Source organism: Flavisolibacter ginsengisoli DSM 18119, assembly GCF_900129295.1.
Classification (GTDB): Bacteria; Bacteroidota; Bacteroidia; order Chitinophagales; family Chitinophagaceae; genus Flavisolibacter; species Flavisolibacter ginsengisoli.
This window is the reverse complement of sequence record NZ_FQUU01000021.1, coordinates 24,329-42,811: the sequence shown is the minus strand read 5'-3', so window position 1 is coordinate 42,811 and position 18,483 is coordinate 24,329. Positions and strand designations below refer to the sequence as shown.

Here is an 18,483-nt window from a genome sequence, read left to right as displayed (position 1 = left end):
TTACCCTGCTCAAAAATATTTTTTATTATTGTATAAAGCACAACTATTAAAATGGATAATAATTTTTCCTCACAAGTAAAAGAGATCATTTCGTTCAGCAGGGAGGAAGCATTAAGGTTAGGTAATGATTTTATAGGTACGGAACATTTATTGCTTGGATTAATTCGGGAAGGTGATAATACAGCAGTTAGAATATTAAAAAGTTTTAACGTTGACCTATACGAATTACGCAAGGAAATAGAATTAGCTGTAAAGGATAAAACAGGTAAAAACATTGCTAACATAAATAGCTTACCTCTGACAAAACAAGCAGAAAAAGTGATCAGAGTAACAGTTCTGGAAGCTAAAGCATTAAAAAGTCCTACAGTGGAAACCGAACATTTAATGCTTTCCATCTTAAAGAACAAAGAAAATATAGCAACTCAAATCTTAAATCAATTTGACGTGGATTACGATCTATTCAGACAGGAACTTGGGGTTATGAAATCAAATGACCCCCGCGCAGAATACCAGGAAGAAAATGACGATGATTTTGACGAAGAAAAGAAATACTCTCAGTCAAAATCCCGCCAGGCTGGGGCCACTAAAAGTAAAACACCTGTATTGGACAATTTTGGTAGAGATATTACCAAACTGGCTGAAACAGGAACCCTGGATCCTATTGTTGGACGTGAAAAAGAGATAGAAAGAGTTTCCCAGATCCTTTCCAGGCGCAAAAAGAATAATCCCATATTGATAGGCGAACCCGGCGTGGGTAAAACTGCCATTGTGGAAGGCTTAGCCTTGAGAATTGTTCAGCGCAAGGTCTCCCGTGTACTTTTTGACAAAAGAGTCATTTCTCTTGACCTGGCTGCACTCGTAGCTGGTACAAAATACAGGGGTCAATTTGAAGAAAGAATGAAGGCTATCATGAATGAATTGGAAAAGAACCGTGACGTAATTCTTTTCATTGATGAGATTCATACAATTGTGGGTGCCGGTGGAGCTTCAGGTTCCCTTGATGCCTCAAATATATTCAAACCTGCTCTTGCACGTGGTGAACTCCAATGCATTGGTGCTTCTACACTGGATGAGTATAGAATGTATATCGAAAAAGATGGGGCTCTTGACCGTCGTTTTCAGAAGGTAATGATCGATCCGCCTAGTGTGGATGATACCATCCTGATCCTTAATAACATTAAATCTAAATACGAAGATTACCACAATGTTAATTATGACCAGGAAGCTATTGATGCCTGCGTTAAACTAAGTGACAGGTATATTACAGATCGTTTATTACCAGATAAAGCTATTGACGTAATGGACGAGGTAGGTGCACGTGTTCACTTAAAGAACATTAACGTGCCACAAAATATCCTTGACCTGGAAAAGAAAATAGAAGATATTAAAGTCGAAAAGAACCGGGTAGTCAAAAGCCAGAAATTTGAAGAGGCAGCTGCTTTAAGAGATACAGAAAAGCGTCTTGGAGAAGAATTGGATAAGGCCAAAGCTCAATGGGAGGAAGAAAGCAAGCATAAGCGCTACCCTATTGGTGAAGAAGAGATCGCAGAAGTGATCAGTATGATGACGGGTATACCAGTTAAACGTATGGTGGAAGCTGAAACGCAAAAGCTGCGCAAGATGGCTGATGAAATGAAGGCCATGGTTGTTGGCCAGGATGAAGCCATCAGCAAAGTGGTAAAGGCCATTCAACGTAACCGTGTAGGATTGAAAGACCCTAAGAAGCCAATTGGTACCTTTATATTCCTGGGACCTACAGGTGTAGGTAAAACAGAATTGGCCAGAGCTTTAGCACGCCATATGTTTGATTCAGAAGATGCCCTGATAAGAATTGATATGAGTGAGTACATGGAGAAATTCACCGTTTCAAGGTTAATTGGTGCACCTCCGGGATATGTTGGATATGAAGAAGGTGGTCAGCTAACAGAACGTGTTCGCCGTAAACCTTATAGTGTCATACTATTGGATGAGATTGAAAAAGCCCATCCTGACATCTACAATATATTGTTACAGGTTCTGGATGACGGTCAGTTAACTGATGGACTTGGAAGAAAAGTTGACTTTAAGAACACATTAATTATCATGACCTCTAATATTGGTGTTCGCCAGTTAAAGGATTTTGGTGAAGGTGTTGGATTTGCTACTGCATCAAGGGTTCAAAACCAGGATGAAGCCAATAAGGCAGTAATTGAGAAAGCTCTGAAAAGAACATTCTCTCCTGAATTCCTGAACAGGATAGATGATGTGATCATTTTCAATTCTTTGACTAAGGACCACATCTTTGAGATCATTGATATCCTGATGAAAGGGGTAATGAAACGATTGACTAATCTTGGATTTAGCCTGGAGTTAACTGAAGCAGCAAAGGGTTTTATAGCAGATAAAGGTTATGACCAACAGTTTGGAGCGAGACCTTTACACAGGGCCATACAGAAATACCTGGAAGATCCTCTGGCAGAAGAGATATTGAATATGAATATCAAACCTGGCGATGTGCTTGAAGCCGACCTTGATAAAGAAAATGGCAAACTTACCTTTTCTTTGAAAAAAGGAATTACAGAAGAATCCAAAGCATAATAGATTCAATTTAACGATAGTAAATCCCGCCATTGGCGGGATTTCTTTTTATGACTCTTGTGTATTTTATATTTATCACCATTAGGTTATAAATTATAGGAAGAAAATATCCTAGGATAAGAGCTTTTTTTGTTGTCTGATTTATTGCATGCATTTTTGCATTGGTTGATATGAAAAAGATTATAATTACTATAGATGGTTGGTCTTCGTGTGGAAAAAGCACCTTAGCAAAGCAATTAGCTAAAGCTTTAAATTATCTCTATGTTGACAGCGGTGCCATGTACAGAGCCATTACCTTATACTTTTTACGCAATCATATTGACTGGACAGATAAAAAAGAAGTGCATAATGCCTTGAAGGATATATCCCTAGAGTTTATTTATAATCCTAAAAGTGAAAGATCCGAGATATACCTGAATGAAGAGAATGTTGAGTATGTCATCAGGGACATGGTGGTAGCTGAAAAAGTTAGTGATGTAGCTGCCATTAAAGAAGTAAGAGAATATGCTGTTAAACAACAACAAAAAATGGGAAAGAACCGGGGTATAGTAATGGATGGACGGGATATTGGAACCGTAGTATTTCCTGATGCAGAGCTCAAGATCTTTATGACAGCAGATAATGCAGTAAGGGTAGAAAGACGATTCCAGGAGCTGTATGAGAAAAATCCCAACATTACTATTGAAGAGGTGAAAAATAACCTTGAACTGAGAGATTATATAGATTCTCACCGGGAAGTAAGTCCTTTACACCAGGCAGAGGATGCTATTGTTCTAGATAATACTAATCTTACTGAGAAAGAACAATTTCATAAGGCTTTAAAATTGGCTCATAAGCATATTGAACAGTATGCTTCATAATTGGAACTCTTTTTGATTTTCTATTATCGCCATCTTCTCTACTGAAAGAAGCTATAAAGAATAACATAGTGATTTTTGGAAACAGTGCGTATAAAACAGTAGATTATGAAAAAGATTTTATTTCTTTTAGCGATCACATTTGGCTCCCAATTCCTTTATGCACAATTAATACTAACAAAGGCTTTTACTCCTCAGAATGGTAACGCATATTTTGAATTAACCAATAACAATACTATACCGTTGTCGTTAGGGTGTTATAGTATAGTAAGCTATTTTAATAACCCATTGGAAAAGGGTTTCTCAGTAATTAATCTACCTGATGAATCAATTGCACCCAATGCTGTTTTGACTATTTCAGGGCAACCTACTTCAAATGGAAAAGGAATAAATCTATATAATTATAGTTACCAGGGGTTACAATCCAGTGGCAGGGTCAGTAACTATTTCCTAAATGTAAATGAAGATGCCTATGTAAATAATTATAACTCCGCTTATACCAACCTACAAACTGTGAATAACCAGGAGAATAATTCAATAGATCACCTGGTTTTATTAATGTATAGTAATACTTTGGTGGATGCATCCTTTTCGCTCGATGGAAATAAGAATATTCCTTCGCATTTACGGAACATCCCAACATTAAATTTTACCAATTCCTGTGGCAACCAGGTCAACGTTCGTTTCAATACACTTCAATCAACCTATCCAAATATTTTTAACAGGTCGCCGTATGAAAGAAATGAATATGGATATTTCAGAGAATTTCAAATACACAAGAATACAGCTACTGTGCAGATAGCCTGGCAAACATCAAAAGAACAAAACCTTCGTGGTTTTGAAATAGAAAGAAGAATAGAAAATAAACCATGGACTACAATCGCATTTGTTGCTTCGATGGCGCCATCAGGAAATAATGACCAGGTGCTCAATTATTTATATGGTGACAAAAGTTTCTTAGGTGATAATGCAGAATATAGGTTAAAACAAATTGACATCAATGGGCGATCATTTTATAGTGCGCCACGTAGAATTGATTTATTTGAAAATAAAGAAGTGGTCCTTTATCCAAATCCTTCTGTGGATGGAAGGGTAACGGTTTCCCTGGGAAAGCTCAATTCACTTAGAGACATACAAGTGATAGATCTTAATGGTCAATTAGTACAACAATGGTTGTCTGTAAATAATAACACGCAACAGATCAATGACCTGAAACGAGGCAATTATATTGTAAGAGTAATTGATCATCAAACGGGGACATTAACAAGTGAAAAACTCATTGTACAATAGGGACAAATAAAAAAATTTCTAATAAGATTTGACTTTTTCAATATTGTTTCTATTTTTACACTCACAAGCACAATCCCTTCCATCCCTCGAAAAGCCGTACCCAAGTCCTCAACAATTTAATGCAAAGCCTTTAATCTGAGAATCCTCGGGAAAATACCACTATATCCAAAGCTTAACTAACCATTGCAGGCAACTGCTTATGATCCTCCCATCCTATTCATAATCGCCAACTCCATTTCCTGGAACTGCCAATCGCAATCGCATTGAGCACCGCTATTAAGCTATTTTTAATCTTAAACCCTAATGATTATGAAAAGGTATTTACTCTCCTTTTTATTAATTGCCTGCGCATTCCTGAACAAATCAAATGCACAGTGTACAATTATCAACATTACTACATCTAATTTTCAAAAAGTTACGAAGCCAAATGGAAGTTGCCAGGCCGTATTTGATATGGTTATTGTGGCACAACTGAATAATGGAAACAAGGGCATTTGGGTCCATTTTTGGGATGTAAATAGTTACCCTGCTACACCCTGGAATTATTCCAATGGATCTGCACCTTCAGCAACTTTTTTATCAAATACAATAGGCACGCTTGGTGTGAATAATTCCACTTCGCCTCCCCAGATTATTACCAGCTACCCTTTTGACCCTACTCCACCTGTTAAAATGGCTACAGCAAATGTACCATCTGTTACCAGTTCAGGTAGTGGTGCCAATACAACATTTACTTATTCATTTACTAAAGTAACTTTAGATCTTCCCACTTGCACAGTTCCTCAAATAAAAGCAGATGTTTGGTCTACGCAAGCCAGTTCTCTTGGATCTAATACTAAAACATCCTGTTCGTTCCCTGGAAGAAGTTTAAATATAGGTGACCCCAGGTTATCTATTAATGGTCCTCTTAAAAGATGTCCTAATTCTTCCCAAACAAGCGCCTTATCTTTTGATATTTTAACAGATACAGCCAATGCTATTAGCGTAACATATGAAATCCGCAAGGATGATAACACTTTTACTTCGTCAGGGCAACCAGTTTATGACCCAACTTTAGATATTCCAGTTACAATAGGTGGGCCACAAAGTATTTCAATTTCATCCAGCACTCCTTTCAATGCACTTAACGCAACTAATTTTACTGGCTATAATAATCCAGCAGAGGCTTCAACTCATTATTGGATCGTAGCAACATATACACCTGCTAATGGTACACCATACAGCATTGCAAGTATTAATAAAAATGTTTGTTCGAGCATCCTCCCTGTCAGCTTCAAATCATTCACAGCATCCAGGGCTAATGCTGCCAATACTTTGAAATGGACAACGTCAACTGAGATCAACAATAAAGGATTCTATATTCAGCGGTTCTATAATGGTCAATGGACAAACGTAATGTTCGTTGCCTCAAAAGCTGAAAATGGCAACAGCAGCAGTGATCTGAATTATTCAGTGAATGATGTGTTCAATTTCAAAGGTGTGGTACAATACAGGATCCAGCAGGTTGACATAGATGGCAGATCCAAATACAGTGATGTAAGGTCATTGAGCAATCTTAACCAGGCAGGAAATGCATTGGTATACCCCAATCCTGCCGCCTCCAATGGCAATGTATCTATCATCCTCGCTGATGCTACTTCATCTTACGATATACACATCATTGATAATGCCGGCCGGATTGTAAAACAATTCACTGCAGTGAGAGGCAACCAGCAGGTTTCCGGTTTACCCCGCGGTCAATACATGGCAAGAGTAATGGATAAAGTTAGCGGAGAAAGCACAGTTGATAAATTCATTGTTCAATAAATAAAACTGGTTATTACCATCAAAGTGTTTTAACCTTTGATGGTAATACTTCCACTCATTCCATTTCTTACAATAGCCTAATTTTTACACCATCCTACCCTATTATTGTTTATTATAACTGCCCGTGCCTTTTGTCCGGAGAATAAATAGAATTAATTATAAAGAAGCGATAGTTTAAGGTCGGTTAGCTCAAAAAAAAGGGATGATCTAAAGATCATCCCTTACTTTTTATAAATGCGTCTGGTTATTTACCTTTTATATTGAGCAATTCCACTTCAAAGATTAAAACTGATCCACCGGGAATATGGCCCATATCATTCATACCATAAGCTAGTTTATAGGGTATGTACAGTTTATATTTTGATCCTACCGGCATTAATTGTAATGCCTCCGTCCATCCCCTGATCACACCATTTAACGGGAATGAAATAGATGATCCTCTTTTATAAGAGTTATCGAATTCTGTTCCATCGATCAGTGTACCGGCATAATTCACTTCGACTGTATCAGTAGCTACTGGTTTTTTCCCATTACCCTCCTTTATTACTTCATATTGCAAACCCGAGGCTGTTGTTTTCACACCTGGCTTGCTTTTATTCTGTGCAAGGAATTTTTCACCAGCTTCAATTGTCTTGAAAACATTGGGATTTAGAAACCGCATCACAGCTAATTGTGCTTCTTCTTCTGTTAGCAAAGAATTCTTCTTTCCAAATACATCATTGATTGCTTTTGACACCAGCGTTGTATTAAGGTTCTTGATACCTTGTTGAGAATAAAAATTCGCAACACTCATTCCTATTGCGTAGCTGACAGAATCATTCAGGCTCTTTAAAACCGCAGTTGATTTAGTCGTTTTTACTGGAGTAGTCTTTTTAGGGGTTGTCTTTTGCGCATGTACAGCCAGGGTGCCCAGGGCAAAAGCAGCAACGAAATATTTTTTCATGTTTCTGTTGTTAAGCGACAAAAATAAAGGAATGGAAGTCAATGGATGTAAATGATAAATTAATTTAGCAAATGCTCCAGGCCTCCATACAATTATACAGGAATGCTTACAGTGGATTATCAAAGCCAATGTGGTGGCTTGCCCTGGTCATCTTCATTAACAGGAGTGGCACTATGGTCATTCCTTTTTTAACGGTTTATTTAACCCATAATGGCTTTACCCTGGCCCAGGCAGGTTATGTTATGGCAGCCTTTGGATCAGGAGCTATACTGGGTGGCTACCTGGGTGGTATTCTGACCGACAGGTTTGGCCATTTTTATGTACAGGTAACAAGCCTGTTTTTGAATGGTGTTCTTTTCATCGGGTTGGGTCAAATGAAGACATTGGTCCAGTTTGCCATTTTCATTTTTATCATGGCTAGTATAGGAGAGGCTTTCAGACCTGCTAATTCTGCCGCCATTGCAGCCTACAGCAATGAATCTAACCGCACCAGGTGTTACTCCCTCAACAGGCTTGCCATCAACCTTGGTTGGGCTGTTGGACCTGCAATTGGAGGCATACTGGCTTCTATCAACTATTCTCTTCTATTCTGGGCCGATGGTATAACCTGTATACTCGCTTCAATTCTTTTATACTTCGTATTTCTTCCTATAAGAAATAGTCATTCACATAAAGATCATTCTCATGATAACACTCCTGTTAATAGCGCTTATAAGGATAAGATATTCCTTAAAGGAATGTTCTGCATTTTTCTTGTAGGGATCTGCTTTTTCCAGCTTTTCAGTATTCTCCCTGTGTATTATAAAGAGCAATTACATTTAAATGAAGCACAGATAGGATGGATCCTGGCCATGAATGGCTTAATTATAGCACTTGTAGAAATGGTGTTGGTTTATAAATTGGAAAACAGGCGCAATGCAGTTTTATACATGACCTTGGGTGCCATACTGATTGGTGTGTCTTTCGTCCTTCTTAATATTTCCTATGCTATTTCCATAACATTGACTGGTATGATCATAGTCACATTTGGAGAGATGTTGCTCTTTCCTTTTATGAATAACTTTTGGGTCAATCGCAGCAGTGCCCGTACCAGGGGCCAATATGCAGCCTTATATACCATGACATTTTCGTTTGCCATGGTTCTTGCACCTACTATCGCCTCACAAATTGCTTCAAAGGCAGGATTCAGCATATTATGGATTTTCAATCTTATGCTTTGTTTATTTGCTGCAATTGGATTTTATTCATTGAAAAAAAATATGTAATTCATGAGCGAGTTTAACAGGGAGATTCAGATACGCTGGTCAGACCTTGACCCAAATTTTCATTTACGCCATTCAGTATATTATGATTGGGGAGCTTTCTGCAGGGTGGAATTTTTGAATGAATATGGGCTTACAGCCGAAGTGATGCAACAACTGCAATTTGGTCCTATTCTATTCAGAGAAGAATGCATTTTCAGAAAAGAGATCAAGCTGGGTGATGTTGTTACTATGAATCTTAAGTTGATTCGATCACGTAAAGACTATTCCAGGTGGAGCATTCAGCACCAGGTTTTAAAAAACGGTGAGACTCTTTGCGCCGTACTCACTGTAGATGGAGCATGGATGAATGTTTCAGAACGTAAGTTAATGTCTCCACCCGTACAGGTCACTGAAGTATTCAGTAAAATGCCCGTAGCCGAAACATTTGAATGGATATAAAAAAAGCTACCTGGCGCCAGGTAGCTTTTGATTTTTCAAGGGATAATTATTTAGGATAAACTGTGGTCACTGCTGTGATGTCATAGGGTGTAAATCCTACCCATGACAATACAAAAGAATTCATTACTGAATTGGCATCCACTTCAGGTGTACCCGGTATGAGGTTACCATAAGTCTGGTCAGTATGTGTCAATCCAATTGTATGACCCAACTCGTGTGTCATAGCAAAGATCTTTTGAGCTGTACTTAATGAATTATAATATGTATTGATAGTTACCTGCTTACCTGCCGTGCCGGTATACTCAGGATAATAGGCCTGCGCAATCATGCTGGTGTTGGCATCATAGGTTGTTGTTACCAGCACATTATAGGTAGGGGTTGTGGTAGTAGTCGTAGTGGTACCTCCCTTCTTGCCTTTACCATTTCCACCAGTTGCGGTTGTGGTAGTTCCTGAGGTCTCACGCTTCATAAATACAAGGCTGTTGGTACTGTTCCAGTTAGCGATGGCCTGGTCCAGTGCTGATATCCAGGCTGAAGGAACAGTTCCATCCACATAGAATGCAATATTTGAAGCATTGGTGCGGGAAACCGTATAGGTGTACACACGTTGATCAGAACCGGCCGAAGATGGTTTAACATCTGTGGTCTCAGGAAAACGTTTCAATGCATCTTCCAATGATATCATTGCATCACTTGCTACAATGAAGCTTTTGTTTGCGGCGTTGTATTGCACAGCGCTCAATGGAGCACCTGTGGAAGCAGCTACAGAAGATCTTAGTGTTTCAATACGTTCCGCACTTACAGTAGGTTCATCTTTTTGAACGTCTGCCTTCTTGCAGGATTGTGTCAGTAGAATAACTGCAAATAGTGAAATACCTAAAGTCGCCTTCAGGCGTGAAAAAATGGTGTTTGACATAGAATGATTGTTTAAGGCGCGAAAATATTTTCCGTGTGGGAAAAACATTGTTAATACCCGGTAAAACAGGCCATATACCCGTTGATAACTTTAGGTAATCTGCATTTATTGATCTGCGTCAAATCCACATGAGTAATGAAATCAGGAATGGTCAGTTAGTAATCGTACATTATCAGGGTTGTTGGAATAGAAGGAATTAAGAAGGTTACGTATAAAACTATTTTCTTTATAGGGCTGGATATATTCTTCTATTACCTTCCGGTTTATATCTGTGATATTCTTAGGCAAATAACCCATTCCAAAAAAGCTTCCCTGCACCACCATAATGCAGGATAATTCCTGGTCAGATAATCCCTTATCAAGCACCACATACGATGGTCGTTGCGTCAAGGACGCTATGGCTTTTAATACTCTTTGATTGTATGCATCAAAAGGTTCAGTTTTCTCGCAAGCACCAAAACAATGATCTTCCACAATTCCCACACATTGGTCATTAGAAGTTTGCATAAAGCACAATTTCGGGCAGAGTGAAAACTCTTTCATCAGTTTTCTTAACACACCATGACCATCCACCTTGAAATGGAAAGTACACACGGGGTTTGCATTCTTACGCCGTTTTTCAATGGCAAGGCGCATATATCCATTCTGATCTTCATAAACAAATATGCCATACACTTCTTCCTGTCTTTTTTGAGAAGTATTGAAAACAGGCCACAATCTTTTTATTTCTGTAGATTCCAGGATGGCTGCCATCAATTCTGTAGCTGTAGATTGAAAACTTATCGAATAGGTGTTTCGCAAAAAGTTCTGCTTTTGCCTGCTATCAGAATTATTGCTAAAATGGCTGTTGACCCTTGTGCGAATGTTTTTGGCTTTACCTACATAAATTACTTTTCCCTTCTGATCATGGAAATAATAAACGCCGGGCGTCTTTGGCAGGATATCAAAATCAGACTTAGGCACATTGGGTGGTAATACCTGCTCTTTGGAATCGCGCCCCAGGCTTGTCTTTATATGGTCCTTAATGTCATTAGCCAGCAATTTTTGAAACAATACCACAGTTGCTGAAGCATCACCCCCGGCCCTATGTCGGTTCACCAATTCAATCCCAAGTGAATGACAAAGATTTCCCAGGCTGTATGATGGAAACCCGGGAAATATCTGCCGGGCAAGTCTTACAGTACATAATTTCTTAGCTGTGAAAGTATAGCCATAGAAATCAAGATGGCTTTTAATGAAAGAATAATCAAAATTGACATTATGCGCCACAAAAATATTTCCCTGCAAGCAAGTAAATACTCTTTCCGCTACCTCTTCAAACCTTGGAGCATCCTGCACCATTTCATTGGTAATGCCTGTAAAAGCCTGGATATATTTAGGAATGACCTGGTCCGGGTTGATAAGCGTTTCAAATTCCTCCGTAATAACAGCGCCATCAAAGATCTTTATAGAGATCTCAATAATGCCGTTTGCCGCCGCATAACCACCTGTTGTTTCAATATCTACTATCGCATACATCGCCTTAGAGTATTTTTGGGAATTGGAGGGCATCGAAGTTCTAAAATATTTAGCAATGCAACAACCTTTTGGCAAATATTTAATGTTTAAAAACCGGCTGGAAAAAGTTTATCGGCACCTAAGCAAACAGGCAAAGCGGCAGGGTATCGGCTGCTACAGGGTGTATGATCACGACCTGCCTGAATTTCCATTACTGATCGAGATCTACGAAGACCATGTATATGTTTCTGAATATAAAAGAAGGCACGAGCTATCAGAAGAAGAACATGAGCACTGGTGGGAACAATGCAAAGACATTATATCCGCAATAGTACAGGTTTCGGCAGATGATATATTTCTGAAACTCAGGCAAAGAAAAGAAAGCCGTTTAGGCCAATACCAGAAAGTAGATACCCGGAAGACAGAATTCGTAGTCAAAGAGGGAGGACTGAATTTTATAGTCAACCTGAGTGACTACCTGGATACAGGGCTTTTCCTTGACCATCGAATCACCAGGGGTATGGTGCAGGAATTATCTGCAGGGAAAAAGGTATTGAACCTGTTTTGTTATACAGGTTCCTTTTCAGTTTACGCAGCAGCAGGTAATGCATCCTCTGTGGTTTCTGTTGATCTTTCCAAAACCTACCTGGAATGGACCAAAAGAAACATGGAATTGAATTTCCCTGGCTATGAAAAGCACGGGATTGTTCATGCAGATGTGAAACAATATTTAAAAATACTCCCTGCAAAAAGCTTTGACCTTGTAGTGATGGACCCTCCCACTTTCAGTAACAGTAAACGAATGGAAGACTTCCTTGATATTCAAAGAGACCATGTGGAACTGATCAATAATTGCATGCGTATTTTAAACCAGGGAGGCATTTTGTTTTTCAGTACCAATTTTACAAGGTTTCAACTGGAAGAAAAAAGTATTAATGCATCTTCTATCAGGGACATTACCAAAGCGACTACGCCATTTGACTTCACCGGCAAATTAAAAAGGCAGTGCTTCAGGATATCCAAATAAAAAACCGTCCGGGGTACGGACGGTTTATTTTTCCCATGTGCGTATTGTAAAACGGTAAATTACTGAATTTTTAATACAAATAATCCATTGCGATCAAATCATTCGCGTTAAAAGTGCGGTTACCGCCATTTGAACAGGCTAACATAAATGATTCTGCATTAGCAGTAGATGGAGTTCCAGGAATCAAAATTGCACCTACACCTGCACTACCCTCATTTGATCTTCTGCCTCCACAGCTATAGGCACGATTCATATAATCAGTATGACGGAACCCAATGCAATGGCCCATTTCATGCTGTATAACTGAAGCTACATAGTGTTGGTCTGGATTGCTGCCATAAGCATATTGATTCTGATTCATCTTAATTTGGTTAAAGGGATCTCCTGCAGCAGTAGGGAATCCTGAACTTCCTAAAGTTATATAACCTCCTGAGGGACCTTCATTAAATCCATAAATGTCTATATCTCCAGTACCAGATGATATATACTGGAATGTTAATCGCTTATTGGGCAAAGCATTGTAACGGCCTATAGCTTCCTGAGTAGCCAGGACATAAACTGTAGGTAAATTCGTAACTGAAACTGTTACTGTACGTGGTAATCTCGTGACAAGATTTGTAGTCCGGTACTGTTCTTCCTGTGCGATCAATAAAGTTGGAGAAGTGGATTTACTGTTCAGGTTTTCATCCGTTAAAATAATATCACCTTCCACCAGGTAACCATTATCCACTTTCTTTACGGCATCCGTACTAAAACCCTGGCTTTGGATCTTGGCCAGTACAGATTGAGGCACGGCATCAGTTTCTGCAGATGTTTTGGCGTCTTTCTTACACGCAACAAATGTCATGGCAGTAATACAAACTACTGCAAAGGGCATCACGATTTTTTTCATGTGTGTGTTTTTGATTGGTTTAATTGTGAAGAAAAAATTAGAATTAATATAAATAGTTCAGGGCTGTTTTATCATTGGCATTAAAAGTTCTATCCTTTCCATTGGAGCAGGCAAGCATCCATGAATTGGCATCAGGACCTGTTGGGGTTCCTGGAATATGCACAGCTCCTACATTACTGGCACCTTCATTGGAAGTAGCACCACCGCAGCTATAGCTTCTGTCCATATAATCAGTGTGACGGAAACCTATACAATGACCTATTTCGTGTTGTATAACCGAACCTACATAGGTAGGATCTGGATTAGTTCCATATGCATACTGATTGGTATTCATTTTAACCTGTCCGTATGGATTTCCTCTTTTTGTTGGAAAGCCGGAAGAGCCCAAAGTGATGTAACCACCTGATGGTCCCTGGTTAAAGCCTACAATTGTTATATCGGCAGTACCGGAACTGATATATTGAAACTTGATCTGGAGATTTAAGTTGTTATACCTGGTCACCGTTTGAATGGTACCATCAATATATGGTTGTGTCAGTCCGGTAGTTGTAACAGTAATTGTCCTGGGAAGTTTTGTAACTAAATTGGTAGTTCTATACTGTTCTGATTCACCCACCCTTAAAATTCCCATTGGTGGTACATTATCCAAATTTTCATTGGTTAAAACAATATCACCTTCTACGAGGTAACCTTCTGCTACTTTTCTAACATCAGATGTACCAAAACCCAGCGCCTTGATCTTTGATAATGCATCCTGGGAAACTTCTTCGTTTTGAGAGGTTTGTTTGGCTTCCTTCTTACAGGCTACTATAGAGCAGGCAATAACAATGACCGCTACAAGAGGAATGAGCATCTTTTTCATATGTTCAAGGTTTAGTGTGTGTAAAAGCAATCGATGGCTTAAATTACAAATTGTTAAAAACTGTTAAAATAAATTAAGGCAACCTTGTTGCAGTTTAGTTTAAAATAGAAATCATACTAAGTATAAACACTAACCGATTATAAATCAATTTAATACCCCCAAGGCAGTAATATTGTGATGCACATATGAAAAAGCCTGTATTAATTATTGTTTCCCTCATTATTTCTCTCTGGTCTGATGCCCAGGTAAGGGAAAGTTTAATCTCTAAACTTTCACCTTCACTCACGCAAGCCCTATCTGCAAATCAGGGTGATAGTATAGATATAATTTGTACAATTAAAAGTAGTGAGGTGTTGAAAAGAACCAATACCAATGGACGTATTCTTGGCTTACATCCTTCTTCCGGAACAATCATTCTTCGTCTCCCAACGGATCGATTAAAAACCTTTCTTGAAGTTAACAAGGTTGAATTTGCAGATTTGCTGAGAAAGCCAAAAGAAGAACTGACCACAGGTGCTTTTGATCTTTCGCTGAATAAAATACTGCTGGCTCATGATCAATATCCTGCCATCAATGGAAATAACATTAATATTTCTATAAAAGAACAGCAATTGGATTCGCTTGATATAGATTGGAAAGGCCGTTATTTTAATAGCGGTGTAGGTGCGCCCACCCAGACATCGCACGCTTCAATCATGGCTACCATCGTGGCGGGTGGCGCCAATTCTTCTTTATATGCCATTGGAGCTGCACCTGCAGCTAACCTTACTTCTTCCAGTTTTGCCAGCTTATTACCTGATAATGATGAAGTATATAAACTGTATAATATTTCAATACAAAATCATTCATATGGCACTGGCATTGAAAACTATTATGGTGCAGATACCAGGGCTTATGACATTAGCGTAAATAAAAACCCTGCTTTATTGCATGTATTTTCTGCCGGCAACTCAGGCAATGCTGCATCCACCACTGGTGCCTTTTGGGGCATAGAAGGCTTTGCCAATCTTACCGGGAGTTTTAAAATGGCAAAAAACATCATCACGGTGGGATCAACGGATTCTTTCAACAATGTAATGCCATTAAGTTCAAAAGGCCCTGCCTATGATGGCAGGATAAAGCCCGAACTCGTTGCCTATGGTGAAGATGGAAGTTCAGGCGCAGCTGCTTTAACATCTGGTACCGCAGCATTGATACAACAGGCCTATAAATTAGCACATCACGATTCCCTTCCTGCAGCAGCCCTGGTAAAAGCCGTTCTTTTAAATAGTGCTGATGATATCGGCGCTAAAGGTCCCGATTTCAGTTCCGGCTATGGCAGCCTGAATGCATACAATGCCCTGCGCACCATAACTCAAAATGCATATGTGCAAGGGAAAGTAGCGCAGGGAGAAAAGCGCTCTTTTCAAATCAATATTCCGGCAAATACAAAGCAGGTAAAACTCACACTTGCATGGAGCGATACTGCAGCAGAAGCCAATGCGATTAAAGCGCTTGTAAATGACCTTGACCTGAAACTTACCTACCAGGATAACTCAATTCAATGGGAACCATGGGTGCTGAATAGTGCTGCAGATAAAAACGCATTGTTGCTGCCCGCTACCAGGAAAAGAGATACACTCAACGTGGTGGAACAAATTACCATTGATGATCCACAACCAGGACTTTATAACCTAGAAGTAACCGGGACTTCACTCAAGACTGCAAGCCAGGATTTTGCTATTGCCTGGCAGGCAGATTCAGTTAACTCTTTTATATGGACCTACCCCACCAGGTCTGTAGCTATAAATGCTGGCAATGTAGCTACCATCAGGTGGCAAAGCAACAGCACAGAAACAGGAGCCATTGAATACACAACTGACGGCATTTCATGGCAACCTATTGCCACTGTTCCAGCCAGCCAGCAATATTACAAATGGACTGCTCCTGATACTATGTCAGAGGCACAATTAATGTTCGTGATGCCTTCCACCAACCACAGTTTCATCACTGATAGTTTTGTCATCTCCAGGCCACTGACATTAAAGGTTGGTTTTAATTGCCCTGATTCCTTTTTATTATCCTGGAATAAACTTCCGGTTTCGCAATATGAAGTATATACATTAGGAAACAAATATTTGGAACCGATACAATTCACCACCGATACATCGTTAATATTTCATAAATCGGCTCACCCTTCACTTTTTTATGCCGTGGCTCCTGTTGTGGGAAATAAAAGAGGCTTGCGCAGCTATACGCTTAATTATACCACACAAGGTGTGGATTGCTACCTGCGCACCTTTTACACTTACCTGGTTGACAACAGCCATGCATACCTGTCAGTCGAAGTGGGTTCATTGTATAATGTCACTGCCATTTTATTTCAGCAAAAAACCCCCACAGGCTTCCAGACTATCCATACAATTACTGCTCCCACTTCATTAACAATGAATTTTACAGACAGCCTGCTGATCCAGGGAGCTAATTTCTACCAGGTGGTCATTCAACTGGCGAATGGGCAATCCATCACAAGTCCGGTAGATAATGTGTATTACCTGCCCGGGAATCCTGTGTTGATCTACCCTAATCCTGCAAGGGCCATGCAGCCCATAAAGATGGTAACAGGTGAACCCGGCAAGTACACCGTAATGGTATATGACATGAATGGACGAATGATCAAAGAAGTGTGGGTGGAAAATATGATCGAACCCCTTCCTGCTTTGCAATTAAAAGCAGGTATGTATATCATCAGGATCATTTCAGAAGACAATAAGGTCTATCATCAAAAGCTTATCGTTTATTAAAAAAATAACGTGAGAAATCAGTTACAAAATTGTATGTCAGCCAGGGCAAAAAAAGACCGTCACCAAATTTCTTTGGTGACGGTCCAATGGTTGTGAATTGGTATTTAAAGCATCTTCAATACATCATTCATATTGCGTACAGCGTCGGCGCTCTTATTAAAAGCAGCCTGCTCATCGCCATTCAATTTATAATCCACGATCTTCTCCCATCCATTCTTGCCTAAAACAACAGGCACACCCAGACAGATATCTTTTTGCCCATATTCACCATCCAGTGATACGCAGCAGGAGAATAACTTTTTCTCATCCCTTACAATGCTTTCCACCAATGCAGCACCTGCAGCTCCTGGAGCATACCAGGCAGAAGTACCGATCAGCTTGGTAAGTGTAGCACCACCAACCATGGTATCTGCAACTATTTTTTGTTGTTGCTCTGCACTTAAAAACTCAGTTACAGGTACGCTATTCCAGGTAGCATAGCGGATCAGTGGGATCATGGTTGTATCTCCATGACCGCCGATTACAATAGCATTCAGGTCATTGGGAGAACAATTCAGGGCCATGCTTAAATAACACTTAAAACGTGCACTATCCAATATGCCACCCATACCTATGATCTTGTTTTTAGCAACACCACTAGACTGTAAGGTCAGGTAGGTCATCGTATCCATTGGATTGCTGATAACAACGATGATAGCATCTGGTGAGTATTGTAAGATATTTTGTGTTACACCTTTTACAATATTGGCATTGGTACCGATCAACTCTTCACGGGTCATGCCTGGCTTGCGTGGAAGGCCAGATGTGATAACAACTACATCAGAACCTTTTGTTTTTGAGTAGTCGCTGGTGCTGCCGGTGATCTTGGTATCAAAACCAAGCAAGGCAGCAGTTTGTGTCATATCAAGAGCTTTTCCTTCGGCAAGACCTTCCTTAATATCCAGTAACACCAGCTCTTCACACAGTTCTCTACGGGCAATGTTATCGGCCGTGGTAGCTCCAACAGCTCCAGCGCCTACAACTGTAACTTTCATTGATGATTTAAATTTATGTGTGAGAAAAATTATTTGCGCTGCGAAGATAGGCCGATTGAATTATTCATATATAAGTTAAAAGGCAGTCAGCCGGTTTCATCCGCGCACGGACGAAGTTCATTTACTGTCCATAAAAATTTGCTGATACAGGTCATAAATAAATATTCATTAGTGCCATTCATCATCATTTCACATTTATTTGGTACAACCAAAAGCGTTCAAATTGGTCTTAACTTACTGATTAGCTACTTTTACACTTATTAAAAATTCTTCCCTGAGAAAGTTTGCCAAAATAT

14 protein-coding genes are annotated in these 18,483 nt (G+C 39.5%); 8 read left to right on the top strand and 6 right to left on the bottom strand.

Features of this window, described 5'->3' with window-relative positions; genetic code table 11:
- Nucleotides 1-51 precede the first annotated feature (51 nt).
- The 4 genes from BUA53_RS18245 (at nucleotide 52) to BUA53_RS18230 (ending at nucleotide 6,530) form a co-directional block, all read left to right on the top strand.
- A complete protein-coding gene (locus BUA53_RS18245; protein WP_072836836.1) occupies nucleotides 52-2,577 on the top strand; it encodes an ATP-dependent Clp protease ATP-binding subunit in 2,526 nt (841 codons plus the stop codon).
- 170 nt (nucleotides 2,578-2,747) lie between these two features.
- Nucleotides 2,748-3,437 (top strand): (d)CMP kinase, encoded by a 690-nt coding sequence (gene cmk / locus BUA53_RS18240; RefSeq protein ID WP_072836835.1) that lies wholly within the window; start codon nucleotides 2,748-2,750, stop codon nucleotides 3,435-3,437.
- Between the two features lie 105 nt (nucleotides 3,438-3,542).
- Complete coding sequence (locus BUA53_RS18235) at nucleotides 3,543-4,724, top strand: T9SS type A sorting domain-containing protein (RefSeq protein ID WP_072836834.1); 1,182 nt, start codon at nucleotides 3,543-3,545, stop codon at nucleotides 4,722-4,724.
- 309 nt (nucleotides 4,725-5,033) lie between these two features.
- Complete coding sequence (locus tag BUA53_RS18230; RefSeq protein WP_072836833.1) at nucleotides 5,034-6,530, top strand: T9SS type A sorting domain-containing protein; 1,497 nt, start codon at nucleotides 5,034-5,036, stop codon at nucleotides 6,528-6,530.
- A 244-nt stretch (nucleotides 6,531-6,774) separates the two neighbouring features.
- Here the strand turns inward: BUA53_RS18230 and BUA53_RS18225 are convergent, their stop codons facing one another.
- Nucleotides 6,775-7,473, bottom strand: coding sequence for a BamJ family beta-barrel-assembly machinery protein (locus BUA53_RS18225; RefSeq protein WP_072836832.1), 699 nt, complete (start codon nucleotides 7,471-7,473; stop codon nucleotides 6,775-6,777).
- Nucleotides 7,474-7,544: 71 nt separating this feature from the next.
- Here BUA53_RS18225 and BUA53_RS18220 point away from each other — a divergent pair, with 71 nt between their 5' ends.
- Together BUA53_RS18220 and BUA53_RS18215 are read left to right on the top strand one after the other, a co-directional pair.
- A complete protein-coding gene (locus BUA53_RS18220; protein ID WP_072836831.1) occupies nucleotides 7,545-8,738 on the top strand; it encodes an MDR family MFS transporter in 1,194 nt (397 codons plus the stop codon).
- A gap of 3 nt (nucleotides 8,739-8,741) precedes the next feature.
- Nucleotides 8,742-9,176, top strand: a complete 435-nt coding sequence (locus tag BUA53_RS18215) for an acyl-CoA thioesterase (RefSeq protein ID WP_072836830.1) — start codon at nucleotides 8,742-8,744, stop codon at nucleotides 9,174-9,176.
- Between the two features lie 46 nt (nucleotides 9,177-9,222).
- On the opposite strand, the gene BUA53_RS18210 is transcribed toward BUA53_RS18215, so the two are convergent.
- Together BUA53_RS18210 and BUA53_RS18205 are read right to left on the bottom strand one after the other, a co-directional pair.
- Complete coding sequence (locus BUA53_RS18210) at nucleotides 9,223-10,092, bottom strand: M57 family metalloprotease (RefSeq protein WP_072836829.1); 870 nt, start codon at nucleotides 10,090-10,092, stop codon at nucleotides 9,223-9,225.
- A 141-nt stretch (nucleotides 10,093-10,233) separates the two neighbouring features.
- Nucleotides 10,234-11,610, bottom strand: a complete 1,377-nt coding sequence (locus BUA53_RS18205) for an exonuclease domain-containing protein (protein ID WP_072836828.1) — start codon at nucleotides 11,608-11,610, stop codon at nucleotides 10,234-10,236.
- Between the two features lie 55 nt (nucleotides 11,611-11,665).
- On the opposite strand from BUA53_RS18205, the gene BUA53_RS18200 reads away from it, so the two are divergent.
- Nucleotides 11,666-12,616, top strand: coding sequence for a class I SAM-dependent methyltransferase (locus tag BUA53_RS18200; RefSeq protein WP_072836827.1), 951 nt, complete (start codon nucleotides 11,666-11,668; stop codon nucleotides 12,614-12,616).
- 70 nt (nucleotides 12,617-12,686) lie between these two features.
- Here the strand turns inward: BUA53_RS18200 and BUA53_RS18195 are convergent, their stop codons facing one another.
- Complete coding sequence (locus tag BUA53_RS18195; protein WP_072836826.1) at nucleotides 12,687-13,508, bottom strand: M57 family metalloprotease; 822 nt, start codon at nucleotides 13,506-13,508, stop codon at nucleotides 12,687-12,689.
- Between the two features lie 43 nt (nucleotides 13,509-13,551).
- Nucleotides 13,552-14,370 carry a M57 family metalloprotease gene (locus BUA53_RS18190; protein WP_072836825.1) on the bottom strand — a complete coding sequence of 273 codons (819 nt, stop codon included), beginning with the start codon at nucleotides 14,368-14,370 and terminating at the stop codon, nucleotides 13,552-13,554.
- Nucleotides 14,371-14,555: 185 nt separating this feature from the next.
- Here BUA53_RS18190 and BUA53_RS18185 point away from each other — a divergent pair, with 185 nt between their 5' ends.
- Nucleotides 14,556-17,153, top strand: a complete 2,598-nt coding sequence (locus BUA53_RS18185; protein WP_072836824.1) for a S8 family serine peptidase — start codon at nucleotides 14,556-14,558, stop codon at nucleotides 17,151-17,153.
- Nucleotides 17,154-17,257: 104 nt separating this feature from the next.
- On the opposite strand, the gene mdh is transcribed toward BUA53_RS18185, so the two are convergent.
- Nucleotides 17,258-18,187, bottom strand: a complete 930-nt coding sequence (mdh, locus tag BUA53_RS18180) for a malate dehydrogenase (protein ID WP_072836823.1) — start codon at nucleotides 18,185-18,187, stop codon at nucleotides 17,258-17,260.
- Nucleotides 18,188-18,483 lie beyond the last annotated feature (296 nt).

Coding starts and splice junctions, on each gene's coding strand:
- BUA53_RS18185 (WP_072836824.1), top strand. CDS start 14,556: ATGAAAAAGCCTGTATTAATTATTGTTTCCCTCATTATTTCTCTCTGG.
- BUA53_RS18195 (WP_072836826.1), bottom strand. CDS start 13,508: ATGAAAAAAATCGTGATGCCCTTTGCAGTAGTTTGTATTACTGCCATG.
- cmk (WP_072836835.1), top strand. CDS start 2,748: ATGAAAAAGATTATAATTACTATAGATGGTTGGTCTTCGTGTGGAAAA.
- BUA53_RS18230 (WP_072836833.1), top strand. CDS start 5,034: ATGAAAAGGTATTTACTCTCCTTTTTATTAATTGCCTGCGCATTCCTG.
- BUA53_RS18220 (WP_072836831.1), top strand. CDS start 7,545: ATGCTCCAGGCCTCCATACAATTATACAGGAATGCTTACAGTGGATTA.
- BUA53_RS18205 (WP_072836828.1), bottom strand. CDS start 11,610: ATGTATGCGATAGTAGATATTGAAACAACAGGTGGTTATGCGGCGGCA.
- BUA53_RS18210 (WP_072836829.1), bottom strand. CDS start 10,092: ATGTCAAACACCATTTTTTCACGCCTGAAGGCGACTTTAGGTATTTCA.
- BUA53_RS18200 (WP_072836827.1), top strand. CDS start 11,666: ATGCAACAACCTTTTGGCAAATATTTAATGTTTAAAAACCGGCTGGAA.
- mdh (WP_072836823.1), bottom strand. CDS start 18,187: ATGAAAGTTACAGTTGTAGGCGCTGGAGCTGTTGGAGCTACCACGGCC.
- BUA53_RS18215 (WP_072836830.1), top strand. CDS start 8,742: ATGAGCGAGTTTAACAGGGAGATTCAGATACGCTGGTCAGACCTTGAC.
- BUA53_RS18190 (WP_072836825.1), bottom strand. CDS start 14,370: ATGAAAAAGATGCTCATTCCTCTTGTAGCGGTCATTGTTATTGCCTGC.
- BUA53_RS18245 (WP_072836836.1), top strand. CDS start 52: ATGGATAATAATTTTTCCTCACAAGTAAAAGAGATCATTTCGTTCAGC.
- BUA53_RS18225 (WP_072836832.1), bottom strand. CDS start 7,473: ATGAAAAAATATTTCGTTGCTGCTTTTGCCCTGGGCACCCTGGCTGTA.
- BUA53_RS18235 (WP_072836834.1), top strand. CDS start 3,543: ATGAAAAAGATTTTATTTCTTTTAGCGATCACATTTGGCTCCCAATTC.